Genomic DNA, 21,244 nt, shown 5'->3' with positions numbered 1-21,244 from the left:
TGCATCACCGTCTGCTACCTCGACGCGCGCGCCGGCAGTGCCTGAGACTCGCCCAGCCCGGCAAGGGCTTGCCGCGCCGCTTGGCCGGCCTGCTCCAGCACTTGGCGCTTCCAGCCATCCTCGTCGACGTAGAAGGCATCACGCAGTTGGCGATGGATACGCCGGGCCTTGTCTGCCGGCACGCCGGGATTGTTGGCCAGCCATTGGTCGGCGCGCAGCGCCTTGAGGACCTTGAGCCCTGGCAGCGTGCCGTACTCCAGGGCGATGGCGGTCAGCTCGGCCTGCGGACACTCGCTGGCGGCGGCCAGGATCATCTGCCCCTGCAACTGCACCGACACCGATCCTCCTTCCCTCGCAGAAGTCACCTCGGCTCCCCACCAGCGACGCGTGCGCGCCAGCGTTCGCGGGTCGTCACTCCCCACGTAGATACGCTCGCCATGCCCCTTAGGGCCCAAGCCGGTGTGCACGTCGATCCAACCCAGGCGAGCACACTGACGTGCATGCTGGCGCAGCACCTGGCGCACCGCCTGGTTGCTCCAGGTCGGTTTGGCGCCGATATAGAACAGGCCGTTGGGGTGGCTGTCCTGGCCGCTGGAAATGGCCGCCTGCAATCGCTTGCGCCCATGGCGCATGGCGTAGCGCAGCAGGCGCAGGTGGCTGGCGAAAGATGGCCAGCGGCGCGGTATCAGGATGGGGTCCAATGTTGCGTAGGCCTGGTTGCGCTGGCGCGGTTGGGAGAAGTCGATGAAGTTGCGATTCAGGTCGACGTTCTCGTGGGTCCAACGCCGCCACCAGGAAAATCCATAGGGGTTCGCGGCATGCAGGTAAAGCACCGCGCAATCGGCCTTGGCGCATAGCTCAAGCCAATCGGGGTCGTTGAGCAGCGCGACCTGCACCGCCGAGCCGCAGAAGCCTTCCACCCCATGGCAGCCGCTGCTGATGATCAGCAGGTTCTGCGCATCGCTTGGGCCGCCGCGAGCCACATCCAGCGCCAGCGGTTCGCCATCTCGGCCTGGCAATGGGTGGCGGTGGGACTCGACGACTAGGCCGGCGGACAGGCAGGCGGCGAGAAACTTGCCACGCGCCTCGGCGTAGCTCTGGGAAAAACAGGCAGACGGCTTCATCACCACTCCGGATGATTGGATTCGAGTCAGGAATATGGGCCCGACATGCGGGCCCTTTGAAAGAGATCAGGCGTGGCCGACAGCACCGGGGAGCGGCGCTTCGCTGTGCCCGCCCTGCAGGGACTGGCGAGTGCGCTCGGGAGCGATGATCCGGCAGCCGAGGATGGCGCAGACGACGGTGAGCACGCCGAACAGGCCGAGCGCCGTCTCGAAGCCATGGGCAATGTCACCACCGCGCAGCTCGACCAGTTGGCCGACTATCCATGGCGCGAGCATGCCGGCGCTGGTCATGCCGCCGATATGGATCGCCAGCATCGAACCTCGCTGTGAGCTCGGGGCGATATAGGCGACCAGGGTGTTGCAGAAGGTCGGCAGGACGTTCACCAGGATGGCGCCCAGTGCATAGAGCACCAGGATCGCCAGACGATCGCCATGCAGCAGGGTCAGCGCGCAGAAGGCGATGCCGGCGACCGCCGCAAAGGCCATCGGCGGCAGCACCATGGCGCGCTGCACCGAGGTGCCGCGCTGCATGGCCCGCTGCGACAGCGTCGAGAGCAGCAGGTTGGCAAGTATCACCCCGACCGTCACCACCATCACTGTGTAGCCCGACTGCATCGGCGTCATGCCCTGGCCCTTCTGCAGATAGACCGGCACCCAGCTGTACACCAGTGCGGTGGGCAAATAGCTGAGGAAGCCCATCAGGGTGATCCAGAGGAAGCTGCGGTTCAGTAACAGGCGACTGTACGGCAGACGCAGCGACGCGCCCGGCCCCTCTTGCTCGGTCTGCTGCCCTTCCCGGCCGAAGATCAGCCAGACGACCAGCCAGACCAGCCCGAGCAACGCCAACAGGAAGTACGCGGTGCGCCAGCCGAAATGCTGGATCGCCAGCGGCAGGCTCAACGCGCCGAGCACGGCGCCCAGCATGATCGACACCTGGATCAGCGCCGAGGGCAATACACGCTCTTTCGGCCCGAACCACTTGAAGCAGGCATGCTGGGTCACCGCCGTGCCCGGGCCGGTGCCGGCGCCCAGCAACAGGCGCCCGGCGACCAGCGCGGCAAAGCCGCTGGACAGCGCCACGACCAGTTGCGAGGCCATCCACACCACGGACATGCCGGCGAGAATCCAGCGCGTCGGGAAGCGGTTGGCGAGGAAGCCCACCAGCACACCGGAGATCGAATAGAGGAAGAAGAACGCGCTGCCGACAAAGCCGAACTCTGTCGGCGAGAGCTTCAGTTCGTCGATGATCTGTGCGCCGGCGAAGGCGAATATGGTCTTGTCCAGCACGCTGATGACCATCACCAGCATCAACAGAATGAGTACCCCATTACGTCGATTCATGCTCTGGCCCCCGTGCCCAGGAAGGTTTCCACCAGTCGCACCCAGAGGGCAGCGCCGAAGGGGATGGCGGCGTCGTTGAAGTCATAGCCTGGATTGTGGACCATGCAGCCGCTGGGGCCGCTGTTGCCGTTGCCCAGGGCGATGTAGCAGCCGGGGCGGCGCTCGAGCATCCAGGCGAAATCCTCGCTGCCGAGGAAGCCCGAAGGGATCTCGGACAGGAGGCGCTGCGGACCGACCAGCTCGGTCAGTACCTCGCGGGCGAGGCGGGTTTCTTCCGGCGTATTGACCAGCACCGGCACCAGCTCCTCGTATTCGTACTGCAGCTCCATGCCGTGCACCGCGGCAACGCCACGGGTGATCTCGCCGATGCGCCGCTTGAGCAGCTCGCGCACGTCGGGTCTGGTAGCGCGTACGCTCAGGCGCAGGTCGGCATGGTCGGGAATGACGTTGGCCGCCTCCCCTGCCTTGAGCATGCCGACCGTCACCACGCCCACTTCGGTGGACGGCACATTGCGCGCGACGATACTTTGCAGTGCCAGTACCAGTTCGGCGGCGGCGACAATCGGGTCCTTGGTCAGGTGCGGCATGGCGCCATGACCGCCGACACCGGTCAGGCGGATCGACACGCGGTCGGAGGATGCCGTCAGCGCGCCCTCGCGGGTCAGGAAGCAACCGACCGGCAGGCCCGGCGCATTGTGCAGCGCGTACACCCCATCGCAGGGGAAGCGCTCGAACAGGCCATCGTCCATCATCGCCACGGCGCCGCCGAGGGTTTCCTCGGCGGGCTGGAAGATCAGGTTGAGGGTACCGTCGAAGTGGCGCTGCGCGGCCAGGTCGCGTGCGGCACAGAGCAGGATGGCGGTATGGCCGTCGTGGCCGCACGCGTGCATGCGCCCGGCGTGCTGGCTGGCGTAGGGGACACCGCTGGCCTCGTCGATGGGCAATGCATCCATGTCGGCGCGAATGCCGATGCTGCGCGCGCTGTTGCCCTGGCGCAGTACGCCGACAACGCCGGTACCACCGATGCCCTCATGGACTTCATAGCCCCATTCGCGCAGGTAGCCGGCGACGATGGCGCTGGTGCGCGCCTCCTCGAAGCCCAGTTCGGGATGCTGGTGGAGGTCCCGGCGAATCCGCGCGAAGTCCTCGGTGCTTGCCGCAAGTCGTTCTATCGTGGGGTGCTGACTCATGCCGCATCCTGCTCATTGTTCTGATGTGGCCGGCAGGATGCCCCACGCGCGCGATGCTGAATAATGACCTTCACGCATGCTTATCGAGGCTGGTTATCGACAGCCGTTTTCGAGCCAGAATCAGTCGGCCTTGCGCAGGTGCGGGCCCTTGAAGGCGTAGACCAGCTCGTCCACCAGAGTCTGCGCCTCGCGGGTCATCAGCTCCGGCGGCCGGCAGACCAGGGAGATGTCGGTGCCCGGCACGGTCTCGGCGATGTCCAGCGCCTCCAGGGTGCTGGACACGATGGGCAGGTCGAACACCCTCCGCGACCAGAAGCTCACCGCATCCGTATTGGCCGCCAGCTCCGCGTAGAGCACCACCGAGGCGCACTCGATGACACGCTCCGGATAACGCACCTGGTACTGCTCGAACATCTGCCCGGCGAGGGAGACATCCAGCGAGTCGGGCACCAGCCATTCCTCGTCGAGCAGTTCGTGCAGCGAGCGGGCGCTGCGCAGTCGATGTCCCTTGCGAACTGCCAACGTAGTGGGCTGGGCGTAGAGCTCCTGCCAGTGGAAACCATCGACATTGCGCGAGGCCGGCTGCGAGGTGAGCACAAGATCCAGCTGACCTTCGCGCAGGCCTTCGAGCAGTTTGGCCGGACGAAGTTCGCTGATCTGCAACTGCACCTTGGGGTAGCGCTTGCGGTAACGCAGCAGGCAACTGGCGAACTGCTGGCTGGGGGTCACCGGCGACACCCCGATGGCCACGCGGCCGTCCATCGCGCCCTTGAGCGTCTCGATTTCATCCCGCGCGCGGCGCACTTCCTCCACCACCAGGCGCGCCCGGCGCACCAGGCGCTCGCCGTATTCGGTGGCGGTAATGCCGCGATTGGAACGCACCAGCAGCGGCACGCCCAGCTCGGCCTCCAGCTCCTTGATGCTCTTGGACAGGGCGGGCTGTGAGATATGCAGCAGGCGCGAAGCCTCCTGGATGCTGCCGCTCTCGCAGATGGCGACGATGGCGCGGAGTTGATGCAACTTCATGGCGTGGGCGACGGCTCGGAGATCGGTAACAGGTCGGAACATAAAGCAAAATCGAGGCCGGCGTGAGTAACGGTTGGTAAACGGCGCCGGACCGGCGGGTCGCGCAGCGTGCCTTTCGTAGGATGGCGTGGAGAGTAGCGATACCCATCGATCCCGTACAACGACAGCATGGGTATCGCTGCGCTCCACCCATCCTACAAATTGCGCAGGGGTCAGTTCGCAGGGCGCATGACGCGCCAGCGTTATCCGCCATTCAGGAGCGGCGGATAACCTGTTCCAGGTTATTCGCCCTACGATCCTGTCCAGGGTTATGGCGAACGAAAAAAGCGGCCCGAAGGCCGCTGAGTCAACACAAGGAGCGCCGGTGAGCGCCAGTAGAGCCCGCCGTCAGCGGATGCCGGTGGCGCGCAAGGCATTGGGGGTGAAGTCGTTGCTGCTGGACTTCACCGCGAAGTCGTAGCTGCTCTTCTCCTCGTTGCGCAGGCCGGACACCGTATAGCGGCCGGACAGTACGTCATAGTGGGTCTCCGCCGTCAGCCAGGTGAACTGCTGGTCATAGAACGGCCGCGCATGGCCCTCGGACACACGCCAGAGGCTGCCGCGACCGTCGTAGGCGTCGGCCTCGGCGATCTGCCAGCTGTCTTCGTCGATGTACAGGTCGCGCTTGCTGTAGATATGGCGCTGGCCCGGCTTAAGGGTCGCTACCACATGCCACACGCGATGCAGCTCGTAGCGGGTGTGGTCCGGGTTGAGGTGGCCGGGCTTGACGATGTCCTCGTACTTCAGCGTCGGCGAGTCGAGCGCGAAACTGTTGTAGGGGATATACAGCTCCTTCTTGCCCACCAGTTTCCAGTCGTAGCGATCCGGCGCGCCGTTGAACATGTCGAAGTCGTCGTAGGTGCGCATGCCTTCCGCGCCGGGGCTGTCGTAGCCCACTTGCGGGGCGCGGCGCACGCGGCGCTGGCCGGCGTTGTACATCCACGCCATGCGCGGTTCCTTGACCTGATCGATGGTCTCCAGCACCAGCATCACGCTGCCGGCGCGGCGCGGCGGCGAGAGGATTTCCTGGCGGAAGTAGTAGAGGATGTTGTTCATCTTCGCCGGGTCGTAGTCCTTGAGCCCGAACGGGAAGGCGAACTGCTCCTTCATGTAGCTGATGGTGTAGTCACCGTTGGTCTGCGGGTTCATCTGCGCGGTGGTGCGCAGCATCGCATTGCCGCGGTAGCGGGTAACGTGGTTCCAGATGACTTCCAGGCCGCTCTGCGGAATAGGGAACGGGACGGTCATCTGGAAGTTGGTCAGGCCGTTGCCGCCTTCGGCCAGCGAGGTGGCGGTGGCGTTCTTCTTCGCCGCATCGATCACCGCCTGCGGGTAGCTCGCGCTGCGGTGGCTGGGGTAGACCGGGATGCGATAGGTCTGCGGGAAACGCTGGAACATGGCCAGTTGGCCGGGCGTGAGTTTGTCCTGATACTGGCTGGCATTCTGCGCGGTGATGGTGAACAGCGGCTTGTCGGCCGCATACGGATCGGCGAGGAAGCCGCCAGCGTCGGCCTTGCCGGCATTGGGCGCCAGGCCACCGGTCCAGGCTGGAATGCTGCCATCGGCGTTGCCCGCTGTTTCAGCACCCACAGGCGTCAGTTCATTGCCCAGGCGCGCGGCCTGGTCGGCGCCGACCGCGGCCATGACCTGCCCGGCGAGCAGGCTCAGCGTCAGGCAACCCGCCTGCAACCATTGCTTGTTGTTCATGCTTGTACCTCTGGGACGGATAGGCATCAGAAACTGACGCCCAGGCTGACGGCGAGGAAGTCGCGGTCGGTGTTGACGTTGTAATCACCGCCGAAGTAATCGGTGTAACTGATGCTCGCGGTGTAGCGGCTCAGGTACTCGGCATCGACGCCGACGCTGACTGACTTGTCGCCCTCGTTGAAGGTCGGGCCGTAGCCTTCCACGTCGTGGGAGAAGGCCAGGTTCGGGCGCAACGAGATGCCGCCGATCAGGTCGTTGTATTCCAGGCCGGCGCGCACGCGGTAACCCCAGGAATTCTGGGTGTAGAAGCCCTTGTCGTCGCACTGGCCGGGGTTGGCGGTGTTCACCACCTTCTGGCAGATCGCATTGCCCGACAGTCCCAGCAACGCGGAGGTGCCGGCGCTGGCCAGTTCGCCATTGCCATAGACGCTGCTGCGACCAAAGCGCAGGTCCGAGCCGTCGGTGGAGCCCAGGTCGGCGATATGGCCAAAGCCGATCTCGCCGACCAGGGTCAGGCGTTCGGCGCCGATCACCGGGATCTGGTCGAAGGTGTTGGTGAAGGTCATCTGCGCCTGTGTGTAAGGGAGGCGTTTGTAGCCCTGGATCAGCGAGCCGTAGCTCGAGTCCGCCCAGCCGCTGGAGAAGATCGGCAGGCCGCCGTTGACCAGCGGGCTGGTCGCCGCGGAGCCGAGCGTCGCGGCACCGGAAACGTCGCTTGAGTTGATGCCCATGGGCATGTTCGGCCGGTAGCTGATCTCGCCCTGCACCGCCGTGCTGCCCCAGGTGGTGTTGAAGCCCAGGCCGTAGAGGCGGATATCTTCGGGGTAATCCAGGTACCAGCTGGCGGTGCTGCGCCCGCCCTGCCCGATCAGGCCCCCCACCGGGTCGGCCAGCGCGCCCTTGCCCACCACCCAGTTACTGGTCGGCGTGCGGCTGTGGTAGTTCATCGCGTAGGCGGAGAACTCGGTGTCGTTGACCATCCAGCGCAACGCCACGCCGAATTGACCGCCATCGCGGGCGTCATGGTCCCTGGTGCGCGGCACGTAGCCATAGCCACCCCTGATGCCGGTGCCGTCGATGTCGCGGTCGAAGTCGCTGCCGTTCACCGCCATGTTGATGTCGCAGCCCTTGGCCGCCACATCGCTGCCGAAGAAGGTGCCGCAATTGTCCGGCACGGTCTTCTCCCATTCGAGCTGGTAGAAGGCCTCCATGGACAGGGTGTCGGTCAACCCCTGGTTGAAATACAGCATGCTCACCGGGATCAGCGCTTCCTTCACCTCGGAACCGGGACGACGCAGCGCGGCGACATCTGCCGGGTTGATCGAGTTGATGCCGTTCTGGATGAAGGTGCTCTCGCCCCAGCTCACCACCTGGCGGCCCAGACGCACGGTACCGGGCAGATCGCGGAAGTCGTAGTTGTGGTAGATGAAGGCATCGAGCAGCTCGACGCCGGAGGACTTGGCGGCGTTGTCTCGACCACTGTCGTCGATATCGTAGAGCGGGCGATGCTCGTCCTTCAGCTCGAAGTCGTACCAGTACTTGCCCCGCAGGAACAGACCGCTGTCGCCATACTTCAACTCCAGGTCGTGCAGGCCCTTGAAGATCTTGGAGAAGGTTTCGCCCTTCTTGAAATTCAGGCGGCCGTCGTCGGAAGTCTGGCTGGACGCCGTGCCGCCGTTGCGGGTACCGATGAATTTCTTGTCCGGGCTGTCCATCGCCCAGCTCGCACCGATGGACAGCGTCGAGTCGAAGCGTCCCTCGATTTCCCCCACGTTGAAGCTCACCGCCTGAGCCGAAGTTGCCCCGCCAAGGGCCATGCTGGTCGCCAGCGCCAGCGCGTGCGGCCTGAAGCCTGCGGCGCCGGTTATTGTTCTTTTCATGCTGCTCTCCGCCTGGATCGTGCTGGTCACGGCAAGCCGCGCCACCCCTGCCCCCGGCTCGTCGGCCGGTAGGCGGTCGCATGGTAAGAGCGCGGTCACGAGCCTGACTTCTGAAAAAAAGTGATGCCCATAGCCAGAATGCAAGCTCGCGACCATCCCCCCCGCGCGAAGCTCCGCGAGCGATAACCGACGGCTATTGCGATACCCAGGATTCAGCCGACCGCAGCCTTGAGTTGCCCTAAAGTCCGCCGCCATCAGCGACTCCCCAACGATGAGGTGGACCATGAAGATTGCGTTGACCGGCGACAGCATCCTGCAACGCCGCCTGAACAGCCGCGACGACGAAACCCTGCGCCCGCTGTTCGACCTGCTGCGCGGCGCCGACGTCAGCTTCACCAACCTGGAAGTGCTGCCCAACGACTTCCAGGGCGATGCCGTGCTGGAAAGCGGCGGCTCGCACTTCGGCGCGCCGGCGTGGATCCTCGATGAACTGGTGGAGGGCGGTATCGACCTGTTCTCCACGGCCAACAACCACAGCCTCGACTACGGCATCGCCGGCCTGCATGCCGCCCACGCCCAGCTGAACAAGCGCGAGCTGCTGTTCGCCGGCACCGGCCGCAACCTGGAGGAAGCCCGCCGCCCGGTGTACTGCACCAAACCCGCCGGCACCGTCTCGCTGCTGGCCTGCACCTCCACCTTCGGCAAGGGCCAGGAAGCCAGCGAGCAGACCCGCGACATGCCCGGCCGACCCGGCCTCAACCCATTGCGCTACGACACCGTGCACCAGCTCGACGGCGCGCAGATGGAAGCCATGCGCGGCATCATCGCCAGCCTCGGCCTGGACCGCCTCTACCAGGGCGCGGTGGACCTGGGCTTCGCCCATCCGATTCCCGATCCGTCGCTGGCGGTATTCGGCCCCTTCACCCCGCTGCTGTTCCGCCAGGGCGAGTCCTCGCGCCTGCGCACCCTGCCGCGCAAGAAGGACATGGACGAGATCCTGCGCTGGGTCGAGGAAGCGCGGCTGATGTCGGACGTGGTGGTGCTGAGCATCCACGCCCACGAACTGGGCCACGACGCCGCCGGCGAGTGGGACCTGGAAGTGGCGGCCGAATTCGTCCAGCCGGTGGCGCGGCGCATGATCGATGCCGGCGTCGACATCGTGGTCGGCCACGGCCCGCACCTGCTGCGCGGCATGGAGATCTACAACGGCAAGCCGATCTTCTACAGTTTGGGCAACTTCATCGGTCAGAACGAACTGGTGTCGCGCCTGCCGGCGGACAGCTACGAGCAGTTCCGCGTGGACCGCAACCAGACGCCGTCGAAAGTCTTCCTGCAGCGCACCCAGAACGACACCCGCAGCTTTCCCTCCGACTCGCGCTTCTGGGAAAGCCTGGTGCCGGTGTGCCAGTTCGACGGCCGTCGCCTGACCGGCATCGAACTGCACCCGGTGAGCCTGGGCCTGGGCGAGGCGGTGCACCGCCGTGGCCGTCCGCGCCTGGCCGAAGGCGACCATGCACAAGCGATCCTGCAGCGCTTCGCCGCGCTGTCGGAGCCCTACGGTACTCGGCTGTCGATCGACGGCTCGATTGCGCGCATCACACTCTGATGCCGCAGCGCCGGGCAGCCACAAGCTGCCCGGCGCCCTCTGACTCCCGCAGCCATGACAACCACCCGCATTCTCATCGTCGAGGACGACCTGCGTCTCGCCGCACTCACCCGCGACTTTCTCGAGCACCACGGTCTCACCGCCAGCATCGAAGCCAACGGCGCCCGCGCCGCCGCCCGGGTGATGGACGAACGCCCGGACCTGGTGATCCTCGACCGCATGCTGCCCGGCGAAGACGGCCTGTCCGTCTGCCGGCGCATCCGCCCCGGTTACTCGGGGGCCATCCTCATGCTCAGCGCGCGCTCGGAAGACACCGAGCAGATCGACGGCCTGGAAAACGGCGCCGACGACTACGTCTGCAAACCGGTGCGCCCCAGCCTGCTACTGGCCCGCGTGCGCACGCTGCTACGGCGTCGCGAGGCTCCCGGAACCACTTCCGAACGACTGGAAATCGCCGGCCTGCTCCTCGATGCACGGCAGCGCGAGGTCCATCGCGATGACCAGCGCATCGACCTCACCGGCGCCGAGTTCGACTTGCTCTGGTACCTCGCCAGCCGCGCCGGCCAGACACTGAGCCGCGATGAGCTGTTCCTCGCCTTGCGCGGCATTACCTATGACGGCCTGGACCGCTCGATGGACGTGCGCATCGCCCACCTGCGCGCCAAGCTGGGCGAAGCGCCCTCGCATCCGCTGATCCTGACGGTGCGCGGCAAGGGTTATCGCTTCGTCGGCTGAAACGCCCTCGCAGGGCGCATAGCGCTTCAGCGTTATCCGCCGTACGGTGGAGCCTGCTCGCAAACGGATTCAGCGGCGATCCACATATCGCGCCGGTTCACGAGCAAGGCCCCGGCGTCCCCCTCGCTCCTACGAAAACCGCGTGGCATCCGGTAGGCTGTAGCCTCGTCCTGAAGAGCCGCACAGCATGCACGCCCTCACCTGTCCCCACCTGATCGGCGACCACGTCGAACTCCTCCCCCTGCGCGCCGAACACGCGCAGGCCCTGCTAGACGCAGCCGCCGATGGCGAACTGTGGAACCTGAAAGTCACCGTGGTACCCGGGCCGGACACGGTCGCGGGCTATATCGCCAAGGCCGAAAAGGGCCTGGAGGAAGGAACCGTCCTGCCCTTCGCCATCCTTGACCGGCGCAGTGGAAAGATCGTCGGCAGCACGCGCTTCTGGAAGGTCGACCGAGCCAACCGCAAGCTGGAGATCGGCCACACCTGGCTCGCCCTGTCGGCGCAGCGCACACCGATCAACACCGAGGCCAAGCTCCTGTTGCTCACCTACGCCTTCGAGCAGCTCGATTGCGTGCGCGTGCAGTTCACCACCGACGAGCTGAACGAGAAATCCCGCGCCGCCATCCTGCGCCTGGGCGCTGTGCAGGAAGGCATCGTCCGTCACGAACGCATCATGCCCGACGGCCGCAAGCGCAACTCGGTGCGTTTCAGCATCATCGACAGCGAGTGGTCCGAGGTGAAGGCGCGGCTGCAGCAAAGGCTGGGCCGCACCTCGGCTTGAAGGATCAGCCCTGGTAGAACACCTCGTCGCTGTAGGGGTACCACCAGGAATGAATCTGCGGCTGGTGGTCGATGATCACCATCTTCGAGCGGCGGAACGCATCCAGCCCCTGGCGACCGAGTTCGCGGCCCATGCCGGACATCTTCCAGCCGCCGAACGGCAGCGCATCGTTGTCGATCAGCGGATTGTTCACCCAGACCATCCCCGCCTCCAGGCGGTCCGCCGCTTCCATGGCTTCGGCCAGGTCCGTGGAGAACAGCGAGGCGCCCAGGCCGAAGGGCGAGTCATTGGCCAGGCGCACGGCCTCATCGAAATCCTTCACCTTGCAGATCGCCGCCACCGGGCCGAAGCACTCCTCGTGGAAGATGGCCATCGCCGGGGTGACGTCGGTGAGGATGGTCGGTTCGTAGTACCAGCCCACCGGGAATTGCGGCGGAATGCGCCCGCCGCAGACCAGCGTGGCACCCTTGGCGATGGCGTCGTCCACCAGGCGAATCACCTTGGCGCGTGCCGCTTCGCTGACCATCGGGCCGATCTCTGAGCGCTCCAGCCCGTGACCGATGCGCAACGCGCGAGTCCGCTCGGCGAAACGCGCAACGAACTCGTCATGCACTTCGTCGACCACATAGAAGCGCTCCGCCGAGGTGCAGATCTGCCCGCTCAGGTGGAACGCCGCGGTCACTGCGCCGGCCGCCGCGACTTCCAGCGGTGCGTGGCGGGAGATGATCATCGGGTCACTGCCGCCGGCCTCGATCACCGCCGGCTTCATCCGTTCGGCACAGGCCACCGCCACCGCCTTGCCGGCGGCGACGCTGCCGGTGAAGGCCACGGCGTGGGTACGCTCGGACTGCACCAGACGCTGCGCGGTGCTGGCATCGCCCGGCACGCAGCTGACCATCCCCGCCGGCAGCACCTTGAAGTGCTCCATGAATTTCAGCGTGCACAGCGTGGTGCTTTCCGCCGGCTTGACGATGCAGGCGTTGCCCGCCGCGAGCGAGGCTGCCAGGGTCCAGCACATCAGCAGGATGGGGAAGTTGAACGGCATGATGTGCACGCTGACGCCATAGGGTTCGTAGCGCACATGCTGGAACGACCCGAGCTGGGTGGTGCCGGCTACCTTGCCGGCCTCGTCGCGGGCCATCTCGGCGTAGTAGCGGAAGATCGGCGCGCAGTTGGCCAGCTCGCCCATGGCCTCGGGGAACGGCTTGCCCATCTCCAGCGTCATCAGCCGCGCCACTTCGCGCTGGGTCGCCTGGTCGGTCTCGATGGCGTTGGCCAACTGGTGAAGGATCGCCGCGCGGGATTTCGCATCGACACGCTTCCACTCGCGCTGGGCAGCGTTGGCGGCGTCGATGGTGGCGTCCACATCCTCGGCATCGCACAGGGCAATGCGGCCCACGGGCGTGAGGTCAGCGGGATTGATGATGTCGCGCAGGCGCTGCGTGGCCACGCCCTGGTAGTGAGGGCCGATGAAGCGCAGGGGCACGTCGCTGTGGAAGTCGGTCATGGAATGCTCCGCAGGGATTCGGATGAAGCCAGGCGCTGGGCGATCACGTCGCTCTCCAGCGGCTGGCGCCAGTTCGGCAAGTGAGAGTCGAGCAGCGCTGCCAGCGGGCGCAGCTGCTCGTTATCCAGCGCGCGCTGGAACAGCCGCAGTACGCGCGGCAGGTGCTTGAGATAGCCGTGCTTGCCATCGCGCCTGGCCAGGCGCACAAAGATGCCCAGCACCTTGGCGTGGCGCTGTGCGGCGAGCACCTGGAAGTCGGCCAGGAAGCGCCGGCCGTCCACTTCCGGGCGCTGGCCGAGGTAATGGGTGAGCAGGGTCACGCGCAGCGTTTCGGGAATGTCGCGGCGCGCGTCTTCGAGCAGGGACATAAGGTCATAGGCCGGCGCGCCGAACAGCGCGTCCTGGAAGTCCAGCAACCCGCAGGCCGCCACGTCCTCCCTGCCCTCCAGCAGCATCAGGTTGTCGACGTGATAGTCGCGCAGCACCAGTACTTCGCGGCGCATCGAGGCGTCTCGCCAGAGCGCGGCGAACTCGGCCAGATAGCGTTCGCGCAATTGCGCGGCGGCCTTCTCGCCGATGAGCAGCGGCGCGTACCAATCGATGAACAGCGCCGCTTCCTCGCCCAGCTTCTGCCCGTCGTAGGCCGGCACGCCCTCGGCCGCTTGCGGGCCGGCGCGGTGCAGGCGCACCAGGGCGTCCACGGCAAGACGGTACAGCGCCGTCTCGCTGTGGCCGGCCGCGAACAGCCGGGTATAGGTGGCGTCACCGAAGTCCTCGATCAGCGCCAGGCCCAGCTCACGGTCGGCGGCCAGCACGTTCGGCGCCGACAGCCCGCAGTCGCGCAGCAGTTGTGCCACCCGCAGGTACGGCGCCAGCGGCTCGGCGCCGGGTGGCGAATCCATCAGCAGCAGACCCTTGCCGTCGACCCGGAAATAGCGCCGCGCCGAGGCGTCGGCCGGTAGCGCGGTCAGCGTCTCTCCGGCCAGGCCGCTGCCGGCGAGAAAGGTCTCGCGGGCAGCGGCGCGGGTGGTTTCACAAGGCAGGTTCATGGCATCACCGGATCATGTAGACCTTCTTGATGGTCTCGTGCACGGTGCACACGCCCTTCCAGTCCTTGGGGAAGAAGGCCGCGGTGTCCGGCTCGATCTCGATCACCTCGCCGGACTCGTGCACGTAGGTGCAGCGGCCTTCGAGGAAGTGGCAGAACTCGTCGCTGGTCACGTGGCAGAACCACTTGCCCGGCGTGCAATGCCAGATGCCGCATTCGGACTGGCCTTCGGGCCCCTTGTGCAGGACCACGCCGCTGACGTGGGACTCGCCCTCGAGCATGGTCGGGATCACGCCCCAGTCCTTGAGTTCGGTGACTTGCAGCGGGCGATGGATAACGGGGGTTTTCATGTCTTTCTCCAGCGATGGCCACCCGCACGGGCAGCCGGTTAAGGCGTAGGGCGAATAACCGCTTGCGGTTATCCGCCGACAGCTTCGGCGCAAGGTCGATGGCGGATAACGCTTGAGGCGTTATGCGCCCTACGAAATCACGCCAACATGTAGAGGTTGCGGAGTGTGGTGTGCACGGTGCATTCGCCGGTCCAGCCGGCCGGGAACAGCACCAGGGTGTCGGGCTCGACCTCGATCACTTCGCCCTCGTCGGAGCGGTAGGTGGCGCGGCCGGCAACGAAATGGCAGAGCTCGTCGCGCGGGATCGACAGCCGCCAGCGGCCGGGGGTACAGACCCACAGACCGGTCTCGGGACTGTTGTTCGGCCCCTTGAACAGCAGGCGCCCGCTGGAGTGCGAGACGCCCTCCAGCGCATCGGACTGCACGCCCCAGTCCACCAGGTCGTCGTACTCGCGGGCGCCGCGAATGTGCGGCGCCGTGCTGTCGGCCTTGAACTCAGCCATGGCTCACCGCCTTGCCACCCATCAGTTGGTCGAGGATGCGCGCGGCGTCTTCCGGGCCCTTGCGCGAGCGCATGTAGTCGCTGGTGCGCGCCAGGCGCTCTTTCATCAGGTCATCGCCGAGCAGTTGGGCAATGTTGCGCGCCAGGTCTTCCTCGCTCCAGTCGTAGCGGTCCATGCGCAGGCCGTGGCCGCTTTCCTGGGCACGCATGGCGTTGTCGTGGCCGTCCCAGACGTAGGGCATGACGATGGCCGGCTTACCGAAGAACAGGCACTCGGTGAAGCTGTTGTTGCCGCCGTGGTGGATCACCCCGTCGACCTGAGCGATCACCGAGGGCTGCGGGTACCAGTTGGAAACGATCACGTTGTCCGGCAGGTCGTCGTATTTCTCCACGTGCTCGCCGACATTGAACAGCGCGCGGTACGGCAGCTTGCCGATAGCGGTGACCAGGCGCTTGAGCAGGTCGACATCGCCCGAGCCGAGGCTGCCGAAGCTGACGTACAGCAGCGGCTTGTCGTTGTGCGCCTTGAACTGCGGAATCTCGTAGGGCTTGTCGGTGCGCACGCAACCCTGCAGGTAGTGGAACTGCCGCGCCGGCAGCGGATGGCGGCGCTGGAACTTAACCGGGTCCGGGTACAGCAACAGGTTCATGTAGGGCGACTCTTCGAAGAAGGTGCCCAGCGGGTACGGTCGCTCGCCACACTGGGCGAGGAAGTCGTTGAAGTCGGCGTGGATCGGCGCGATCACCTCCTCGAAGCGTTTCTGGAAGCGCGCGTGGCCCTCCTTGTCGTCCACGCTCATGCCCGACAGATACGGCGGAATATCCGGGTCGTGCACCTCGTTCTCCGAGCAGGAGATGATCCGCACCCACGGCTTGCCGTAGTGCTTGATGGCCGGGAAGAGGATCACGTTGTCCACGCAGATCAGGTCCGGCTTGATCCTGTCGAGGATCGCCGGCAGCTCCTTCTGCGCCCACTTGGCTGTGGAGACGATGGCCTCCCAGCACTCCTTCACGTAGTTGTCGAGCTGGTCGATCGGCGCCTTGCGGAAGTTGGGGATGTGGCCGTTGATGAAGTCGGTCCAGTAGCGCGCCATCTCCTCGGCCGGCATCGGCTCGGACATGTTCACGTAGTGCTCCTCGAAGCCGTAGGCAGAATACACTCCGGTCATCCCCGGATCGGTGAGGAACACCGCCTTGTGCCCCAGCGCCTCGCAGGCCTGGGCGATGCCGACGGAGTTGAGGGCCGGGCCGTAGGCGGCCTCGGGGAAGAAGGCGATGACCTTGCGTTCACTACTCATGGTGCTCTCCTGTAGGTCTTGTTCTTGGCAATCAGTGAGTCAGCACGCGGCCGTGCCGCGCATCCCAGCCCAGGCGCACCGGCATGCCGGCGGCGAGGCGGAGGAAGTCGTAGTCCGAGGACGGCACGCGGACGATCAGCGGCTTGCTCGACAGCGCCGTGTTCACGTGCAGGTTGGTGTCCAGACCGTGGTAGGCGACCTCCGCCACCTGGCCCTGGATCTGGTTGTCAGTGGCAGGCGTGGCATCGGTCAGCACGCGCAGGCGCTCCGGGCGCAGCGCGAGGGTCACGCTCTCGGGGCTGGACTCGGCGGTGGTCTCGATGCTCAGCACCTGGTCGCCGGCCTGCAGGCGATTGGTGCCCACGCGCCGGCCCTCGATCAGGTTGCTGACGCCGATGAAGTCGGCGACGAAGCGGCTGCCCGGGTTCTCGTAGAGTTCGCTGGGGCTGCCGCACTGGCAGACCTTGCCGTCCCGCAGCACGGCCATGCGGTCGGACATCACCAGGGCTTCTTCCTGGTCGTGGGTGACCATGATGAAGGTGATGCCGCTCTCGTGCTGCAGGCGCTTGAGTTCCAGCTGCATCTTCTCGCGCAGCTTCTTGTCCAGCGCGCCGAGGGGTTCGTCCAGCAGCAGCACGCGCGGGCGTTTGACCAAGGCGCGGGCCAGGGCGACGCGCTGGCGCTGGCCGCCGGAGAGTTGGTCCGGCCGGCGGTTGGCCAGCGGGCCGAGCTGCGCGGTGTCCAGCACCGCGTCGACGCGCTGGCGGATTTCGCCAGCGGGCAGCTTCTCCATCTCCAGGCCGTAGGCGATGTTGCCGCGCACGGTCATGTTGGGGAACAGCGCGTAGGACTGGAACATCAGGTTCAGCGGGCGCTTGTTCGGCGGCAGCGGCGAGATGTCCTGGCCGTTGAGATAGATGGCGCCGGAACTGGGCGTCTCGAAGCCGGCGATCATCCGCATCAGGGTGGTCTTGCCGCAGCCGGACGGGCCGAGCAGCGCGAAGAACTCGTTCTCGCGGATCGCCAGGGACACCTGGTCCACCGCCGTCAGGCCCTCGCCGTAGGATTTGCTCACCTGCTCCAGCACGAGCAGGTCGGATGACTTAGTCATGGGCTTTGGGCACCTTGTTCAGACGTTGGGAGGCGAACAGCGCGGTGAAGCTGACCAGCATCACCAGGGTGGCGAGGGCGTTGATTTCCGGGGTCACGCCGAAGCGGATCATCGAATAGATCTGCATCGGCAGCGTGGTGGAGGCGCTGCCGGAGCCGGAGTTGAAGAAAGCGATGATGAATTCGTCCACCGACAGGGTGAACGCCAGCAGCCCGCCGGCCAGCACGCCGGGGAAGATTGCCGGCAGCAGCACCCGGCGCGCGGTGGTGAACCAGCCGGCGCCCAGGTCGATGGACGCTTCGAGGATCGAATAGTCGAAGTGCTTGAGGCGGGTACGCACCACCGCGCAGACGAAGGCGATGTTGAACACCACGTGGCTGAGGATGATCGAGTGCAGCCCCAGGCTCATCTTCAGCAGGTTGAAAAAGCTCAGCAGCGCGATGGCCAGGACGATGTCGGGGATGATCATCGGCGCCATCAGCAGGGTGTCGGCGATGTTGCTGCCCTTCTTGCCGCTGCTGCGGGCGCGCATCTCCACGCCGAGAGCGAGCAACGTGCCGAGCACGCAGGCGATGAAGGTGGAGGTCAGTGCAACGATCAGCGTGTTCAGCGCCGCGTGCTGGATCGAGGCATTGGCCAGCAGCTTGGCGTACCACTTCAGCGATGCGCCGCCCCACGCGGTGGGCAGGCCGCTGGCGTTGAACGACAGCAGGATCAGCACCAGGATCGGTACATAGAGGAAGGCGTACACCAGCCACAGGTGCGTGCCGAGGGCAATGCCGGAGGGATTACGCATGGCGTTCGCCCTCCGCGCCCTGGGCCCGGCGCGAGACCATGGCCTGGATGAACAGCAGGAGCAGCATGATGCCGATCAGGAAGAAGCTCAGCGCCGCGCCGAACGGCCAGTCCCGCGCGGTAAGGAACTGTGCGTAGATCAGGTTGCCGACCATCTGCACCTGCTTGCCGCCCAGCAGGTCGGCGGTGATGAAGTTGCCGATGGAGAGCACGAAGACAAACACCGCGCCGGCCGCCACGCCGGGCACCGAGAGCGGCAGGATCACCCGGCGAAAAGTGGTCCAGCCGGACGCGCCAAGGTCCCGCGAGGCTTCCCAGAGCTCATTGTCGATGCGCGACAGCGAGCTGTAGATGGCGAGGATGACGAAGGGGATGTAGTTGTAGACCAGCCCGAGCACCACGGTGGCGTCGGTGTAGAGCAGGCTGATCGGCTCGCCGCTGTAGCCCAGCAGGCTGAACAGGCGGTTGAGCAGGCCTTCGCGGTTGAGCAGGACGATCCAGGCGTAGGTGCGGATCAGGTAGTTGCTCCAGAACGGCAGCATCACCAGGAACAGGTACACCGCCTGCCGGCGCGGCGTGGTGCGGGTGATGGCGTAGGCCGCCGGGTAGCCGATGATCACCGCGAACAGCATGGCCAGGCCGGCGATCTTCGCCGAGCGCAGGAGGATGTCGAGGTACAGCGGGTCCACCGCGCGGCGGTAGTTTTCCCAGGTGAACACGTAGTCGATGCCGCCGTAGGCACCGCGCTCGAGGAAGCTGTAGACCAACACCAGCAGGCACGGCAGCAGCAGGAACAGGGCCAGCCAGCCCAGACCGGGCGCGAGCAGCCAGGCCGACAATTTGCGGTCGGCGGATAAAGCGGTCATGCGTAGTTCCCCCAACCCCACGCCAGGCGGGGTGCTTCAGGGTTATTCCGGAGAGAATTGCGGGGCGCCAGTGCGACGCCCCATCGGCCTTACTGCGCGGCCATGATTTCCGTTACGGCGCGGGTGTACGCCTTCTGCGTCGAGCCACCCACGTCACGCAGTTGTTGCTGCTTGACCAGCTCGGCCGGCGTGGTGGTGAGGTTGGGGTACTTGGCCAGCAGGTCCGGCTTCAGGGTCGCCATCGCCGCCTGGTTGGGCACCTTGTAGAGGATGTTCTCCGCGACCCAGGCGTGGTTCGCCGGCTCCAGCATGTAGTTGATGAAGCGGTAGGCGGCGTCGGGGTTCTTCGAGCTTTTCAGCACGACCATGGTGTCCACCCAGAGGTCGGAACCTTCCTTGGGCACGACGAACTTGATCGACTCGTTGGCCTGGGTGCCGTAGTTGCACCAGCCATCCCAGGCGTGGGCCATCAGCGCCTCGCCCGAAGCCAGCTTGGAGTAGAAGGTGGTGTCGTCGAAGGACAGCAGGCGCTTCTTGGTGGCGATCAACTGGTCGCGCACCGCGTTGATCTGGTCCGGGTTGCCGTCGTTCACCGACCAGCCGTTGGCGAGGAAGCCGGCGCCGAGCAGCCAGCGGTCGGTGGCCAGCATGGTGGTCTTGCCCTTGAGGGCGTCGGAGGGCTTGAGCAGGTCGCTCCAGCTCGAAGGCGCCGGGCTGACCTTGTCCGAGCGGTAGCAGATGCCGGTGGTGCCCCAGGTGTAGGGCACGGAGAAGTGGTTGCCGACGTCGTACTCGAGCTTCTGCGCTTCGGGGTAGAGATTCTTCAGGTTCGGAACCTTGGCCGGATCGATCTCGGCGAGCAGGCCCTGCTTGTGCAGGATCTCGGCAAAGGGCGAAGAGACGAACACCACGTCATAGCCTTCGCCACCGGAAGCCATGAGCTTGCCCATGATTTCTTCGTTGGTGGCGTGGAGGGATTTGTCGGCTTCAAGGCCTGTGGCCTTCTGGAACTTCTCCAGGTTGTCCGGGGCCATGTAGCCGTCCCAGATGGAGATCACCAGATCCTTGGCGCTGGCCGTGGTGGCGGACAGCGTGAGCGCGAGGGTTGCCCCTGCGTAGAGCATGGTCTTCAGCTTCATCTTGCGCACCTGACGATGGTTGTTTTTGTGTGTCAACGGCAGCGGAACGAAAAGCGTACTACATGTCTTTTTTTCAAAATAAAAACTGAACCACTGGCGAAGTCAACCATTTCTTGCATTCTTGTTGGACCCTCCTCGCTGTGGCATAAGGGGGCGCCCCGCGCCCACAAGCCTGCGACGCCTGCCGGAGAGAAGCCGCTTGAGCAAGGACACCGAGAAAAGACCGCGCACCAACCACCTGGAACTGGCCCGGCGGATCATCGAGCATGCCCAGGACACCGGTCTCGCCGATGGCGACGCCTTGTCCGAGCAGCAACTGGCGCGCACCTTCGGCGTGTCGCGCACGCTGATCCGCGCCGGGCTCGACCTGCTGCAGGAGCAGCAACTGGTGGCCCACGAGCCGGGCAAGGGCTATCGCCTCGCCGCCGATCCGTCCGCCCAGGTGCTCGGCTCGGCATTGCCCCAGGCCGAGGAAGAAGCCCTGGCCGCCTCGGTACTGAGGGATCGCATGGCCGGTCGCCTGGGCAACAGCCTGAGCGCCAGCGAGCTGATGCGCCGCTACGACATCGGCCGAGTCGCGGCACAGAAGGTCCTGGCGCAACTCAGCGAGGACCAGGTGCTGGAGCGCGGCGCCGGGCAGAGCTGGTCGTTCCGCCCGTTGCTGAACAACCTCGCAGCGCTGGAAGACAGCCTGCGCTATCGGCTGATCCTCGAACCCGAAGCCCTCCTCGCCCCCGGCTTCGAGCCAGACCTGGCGCGCCTCGCCCTGCTGCGCGGGGCCATGGAGGAACTGCTGGCGGCGCCCATCGAGCGCTTCGACGTGGCCCAGTTCCGCGAGCTGGACATCGGCTTCCACGAGCTGATCGCCCAGGGCTGCGGCAACCGTTTCGTCGGCGACGCTCTGCTGCAGCACCAGCGTCTGCGGCGCCTGCCCAACCTGCTGCCGATGGTCAGCGTGCACCGCCTGCAGGAAGCCCTGCGCGAGCACCTGCGAATCATCGAGCAGATCGAGCGCGGCCAGCTGGAAGTCGCCGCCGACCTGATGCGCCTGCACCTGCGGCTGTCCTTCGCGCAACGCCCGCAGACCGCCAACCGCGGGATTCCACAGTCGTTCGCCCAGGGGCGTCGCTGATTATTTTTCTCACACAGTGTTTTTTTTAACGAAAAAATGCAGTATCAGTTTCACGCAGTGCCCG

19 protein-coding genes are annotated in these 21,244 nt (G+C 65.7%); 4 read left to right on the top strand and 15 right to left on the bottom strand.

The features are described from left to right. Positions 1–14 precede the first annotated feature (14 nt). From PNI01S_RS07405 to PNI01S_RS07380, 6 genes are all read right to left on the bottom strand, one after another. A complete protein-coding gene (locus PNI01S_RS07405; protein WP_024762798.1) occupies positions 15–1,124 on the bottom strand; it encodes a M14 family metallopeptidase in 1,110 nt (369 codons plus the stop codon). Positions 1,125–1,190: 66 nt separating this feature from the next. After that, the gene (locus PNI01S_RS07400) at positions 1,191–2,465 is read right to left on the bottom strand and encodes an MFS transporter (RefSeq protein WP_065084693.1); all 1,275 of its coding nucleotides are present in this window, start codon (positions 2,463–2,465) and stop codon (positions 1,191–1,193) included. Next, the gene (locus PNI01S_RS07395) at positions 2,462–3,655 is read right to left on the bottom strand and encodes a M20 aminoacylase family protein (RefSeq protein WP_084357712.1); all 1,194 of its coding nucleotides are present in this window, start codon (positions 3,653–3,655) and stop codon (positions 2,462–2,464) included. The genes PNI01S_RS07400 and PNI01S_RS07395 overlap by 4 nt, the downstream gene beginning before the upstream one ends. A 120-nt stretch (positions 3,656–3,775) precedes the next feature. Next, on the bottom strand, positions 3,776–4,681 hold the full coding sequence (locus tag PNI01S_RS07390) for a LysR family transcriptional regulator (protein WP_024762795.1): 906 nt from the start codon (positions 4,679–4,681) through the stop codon (positions 3,776–3,778). Between the two features lie 387 nt (positions 4,682–5,068). Next, positions 5,069–6,427: a DUF1329 domain-containing protein gene (locus tag PNI01S_RS07385; protein ID WP_084357711.1), complete on the bottom strand. Its 1,359-nt coding sequence runs from the start codon at positions 6,425–6,427 to the stop codon at positions 5,069–5,071. 26 nt (positions 6,428–6,453) lie between these two features. Beyond that, positions 6,454–8,307, bottom strand: coding sequence for a DUF1302 domain-containing protein (locus PNI01S_RS07380; protein ID WP_024762793.1), 1,854 nt, complete (start codon positions 8,305–8,307; stop codon positions 6,454–6,456). A gap of 283 nt (positions 8,308–8,590) precedes the next feature. Here PNI01S_RS07380 and PNI01S_RS07375 point away from each other — a divergent pair, with 283 nt between their 5' ends. The 3 genes from PNI01S_RS07375 to PNI01S_RS07365 all read left to right on the top strand — a co-directional run bounded on the left by PNI01S_RS07375 (position 8,591) and on the right by PNI01S_RS07365 (position 11,432). Beyond that, positions 8,591–9,913: a CapA family protein gene (locus PNI01S_RS07375; RefSeq protein WP_038803181.1), complete on the top strand. Its 1,323-nt coding sequence runs from the start codon at positions 8,591–8,593 to the stop codon at positions 9,911–9,913. A 54-nt stretch (positions 9,914–9,967) separates the two neighbouring features. Then, the gene (locus tag PNI01S_RS07370; protein ID WP_024762792.1) at positions 9,968–10,648 is read left to right on the top strand and encodes a response regulator; all 681 of its coding nucleotides are present in this window, start codon (positions 9,968–9,970) and stop codon (positions 10,646–10,648) included. 187 nt (positions 10,649–10,835) lie between these two features. Next, the gene (locus tag PNI01S_RS07365; RefSeq protein WP_024762791.1) at positions 10,836–11,432 is read left to right on the top strand and encodes a GNAT family N-acetyltransferase; all 597 of its coding nucleotides are present in this window, start codon (positions 10,836–10,838) and stop codon (positions 11,430–11,432) included. A 4-nt stretch (positions 11,433–11,436) separates the two neighbouring features. Here the strand turns inward: PNI01S_RS07365 and PNI01S_RS07360 are convergent, their stop codons facing one another. From PNI01S_RS07360 to PNI01S_RS07320, 9 genes are all read right to left on the bottom strand, one after another. Further along, positions 11,437–12,939 (bottom strand): aldehyde dehydrogenase family protein, encoded by a 1,503-nt coding sequence (locus PNI01S_RS07360; protein ID WP_038803180.1) that lies wholly within the window; start codon positions 12,937–12,939, stop codon positions 11,437–11,439. Further along, entirely contained in the window at positions 12,936–13,988 is a 1,053-nt protein-coding gene (locus tag PNI01S_RS07355; RefSeq protein ID WP_024762789.1) for an aminoglycoside phosphotransferase family protein, read from the bottom strand. The genes PNI01S_RS07360 and PNI01S_RS07355 overlap by 4 nt, the downstream gene beginning before the upstream one ends. A gap of 4 nt (positions 13,989–13,992) precedes the next feature. After that, positions 13,993–14,337 (bottom strand): cupin domain-containing protein, encoded by a 345-nt coding sequence (locus PNI01S_RS07350; protein ID WP_017519228.1) that lies wholly within the window; start codon positions 14,335–14,337, stop codon positions 13,993–13,995. A 137-nt stretch (positions 14,338–14,474) separates the two neighbouring features. Then, positions 14,475–14,840 carry a cupin domain-containing protein gene (locus PNI01S_RS07345; RefSeq protein ID WP_024762787.1) on the bottom strand — a complete coding sequence of 122 codons (366 nt, stop codon included), beginning with the start codon at positions 14,838–14,840 and terminating at the stop codon, positions 14,475–14,477. Further along, positions 14,833–16,137 carry a nucleotide disphospho-sugar-binding domain-containing protein gene (locus tag PNI01S_RS07340; protein ID WP_024762786.1) on the bottom strand — a complete coding sequence of 435 codons (1,305 nt, stop codon included), beginning with the start codon at positions 16,135–16,137 and terminating at the stop codon, positions 14,833–14,835. The genes PNI01S_RS07345 and PNI01S_RS07340 overlap by 8 nt, the downstream gene beginning before the upstream one ends. A gap of 31 nt (positions 16,138–16,168) precedes the next feature. Then, entirely contained in the window at positions 16,169–17,248 is a 1,080-nt protein-coding gene (locus PNI01S_RS07335; protein WP_024762785.1) for an ABC transporter ATP-binding protein, read from the bottom strand. Next, complete coding sequence (locus tag PNI01S_RS07330) at positions 17,241–18,044, bottom strand: ABC transporter permease (protein WP_024762784.1); 804 nt, start codon at positions 18,042–18,044, stop codon at positions 17,241–17,243. The genes PNI01S_RS07335 and PNI01S_RS07330 overlap by 8 nt, the downstream gene beginning before the upstream one ends. Further along, positions 18,037–18,909: an ABC transporter permease gene (locus PNI01S_RS07325; protein ID WP_084357710.1), complete on the bottom strand. Its 873-nt coding sequence runs from the start codon at positions 18,907–18,909 to the stop codon at positions 18,037–18,039. Before PNI01S_RS07325 ends, PNI01S_RS07330 begins: the two co-directional genes overlap by 8 nt. A gap of 89 nt (positions 18,910–18,998) precedes the next feature. Further along, a complete protein-coding gene (locus PNI01S_RS07320; protein WP_017519222.1) occupies positions 18,999–20,048 on the bottom strand; it encodes a polyamine ABC transporter substrate-binding protein in 1,050 nt (349 codons plus the stop codon). Positions 20,049–20,247: 199 nt separating this feature from the next. Here PNI01S_RS07320 and PNI01S_RS07315 point away from each other — a divergent pair, with 199 nt between their 5' ends. Continuing rightward, positions 20,248–21,180, top strand: a complete 933-nt coding sequence (locus PNI01S_RS07315) for a GntR family transcriptional regulator (protein WP_037016097.1) — start codon at positions 20,248–20,250, stop codon at positions 21,178–21,180. The last annotated feature ends 64 nt before the right edge of the window (positions 21,181–21,244 follow it).

Origin of the sequence: Pseudomonas nitroreducens NBRC 12694, from assembly GCF_002091755.1 — a bacterium.
GTDB lineage: Bacteria > Pseudomonadota > Gammaproteobacteria > Pseudomonadales > Pseudomonadaceae > Pseudomonas > Pseudomonas nitroreducens.
This window is presented reverse-complemented; position numbering and strand designations above follow the sequence as displayed.

Excerpts from the sequence above, each read along its gene's own strand:
- PNI01S_RS07370 (WP_024762792.1), top strand. The coding sequence starts at position 9,968 with ATGACAACCACCCGCATTCTCATCGTCGAGGACGACCTGCGTCTCGCC.
- PNI01S_RS07350 (WP_017519228.1), bottom strand. The coding sequence starts at position 14,337 with ATGAAAACCCCCGTTATCCATCGCCCGCTGCAAGTCACCGAACTCAAG.
- PNI01S_RS07405 (WP_024762798.1), bottom strand. The coding sequence starts at position 1,124 with ATGAAGCCGTCTGCCTGTTTTTCCCAGAGCTACGCCGAGGCGCGTGGC.
- PNI01S_RS07395 (WP_084357712.1), bottom strand. The coding sequence starts at position 3,655 with ATGAGTCAGCACCCCACGATAGAACGACTTGCGGCAAGCACCGAGGAC.
- PNI01S_RS07360 (WP_038803180.1), bottom strand. The coding sequence starts at position 12,939 with ATGACCGACTTCCACAGCGACGTGCCCCTGCGCTTCATCGGCCCTCAC.
- PNI01S_RS07390 (WP_024762795.1), bottom strand. The coding sequence starts at position 4,681 with ATGAAGTTGCATCAACTCCGCGCCATCGTCGCCATCTGCGAGAGCGGC.
- PNI01S_RS07355 (WP_024762789.1), bottom strand. The coding sequence starts at position 13,988 with ATGAACCTGCCTTGTGAAACCACCCGCGCCGCTGCCCGCGAGACCTTT.
- PNI01S_RS07340 (WP_024762786.1), bottom strand. The coding sequence starts at position 16,137 with ATGAGTAGTGAACGCAAGGTCATCGCCTTCTTCCCCGAGGCCGCCTAC.
- PNI01S_RS07320 (WP_017519222.1), bottom strand. The coding sequence starts at position 20,048 with ATGAAGCTGAAGACCATGCTCTACGCAGGGGCAACCCTCGCGCTCACG.
- PNI01S_RS07385 (WP_084357711.1), bottom strand. The coding sequence starts at position 6,427 with ATGAACAACAAGCAATGGTTGCAGGCGGGTTGCCTGACGCTGAGCCTG.
- PNI01S_RS07335 (WP_024762785.1), bottom strand. The coding sequence starts at position 17,248 with ATGACTAAGTCATCCGACCTGCTCGTGCTGGAGCAGGTGAGCAAATCC.
- PNI01S_RS07325 (WP_084357710.1), bottom strand. The coding sequence starts at position 18,909 with ATGACCGCTTTATCCGCCGACCGCAAATTGTCGGCCTGGCTGCTCGCG.
- PNI01S_RS07345 (WP_024762787.1), bottom strand. The coding sequence starts at position 14,840 with ATGGCTGAGTTCAAGGCCGACAGCACGGCGCCGCACATTCGCGGCGCC.
- PNI01S_RS07400 (WP_065084693.1), bottom strand. The coding sequence starts at position 2,465 with ATGAATCGACGTAATGGGGTACTCATTCTGTTGATGCTGGTGATGGTC.
- PNI01S_RS07380 (WP_024762793.1), bottom strand. The coding sequence starts at position 8,307 with ATGAAAAGAACAATAACCGGCGCCGCAGGCTTCAGGCCGCACGCGCTG.
- PNI01S_RS07375 (WP_038803181.1), top strand. The coding sequence starts at position 8,591 with ATGAAGATTGCGTTGACCGGCGACAGCATCCTGCAACGCCGCCTGAAC.
- PNI01S_RS07330 (WP_024762784.1), bottom strand. The coding sequence starts at position 18,044 with ATGCGTAATCCCTCCGGCATTGCCCTCGGCACGCACCTGTGGCTGGTG.
- PNI01S_RS07365 (WP_024762791.1), top strand. The coding sequence starts at position 10,836 with ATGCACGCCCTCACCTGTCCCCACCTGATCGGCGACCACGTCGAACTC.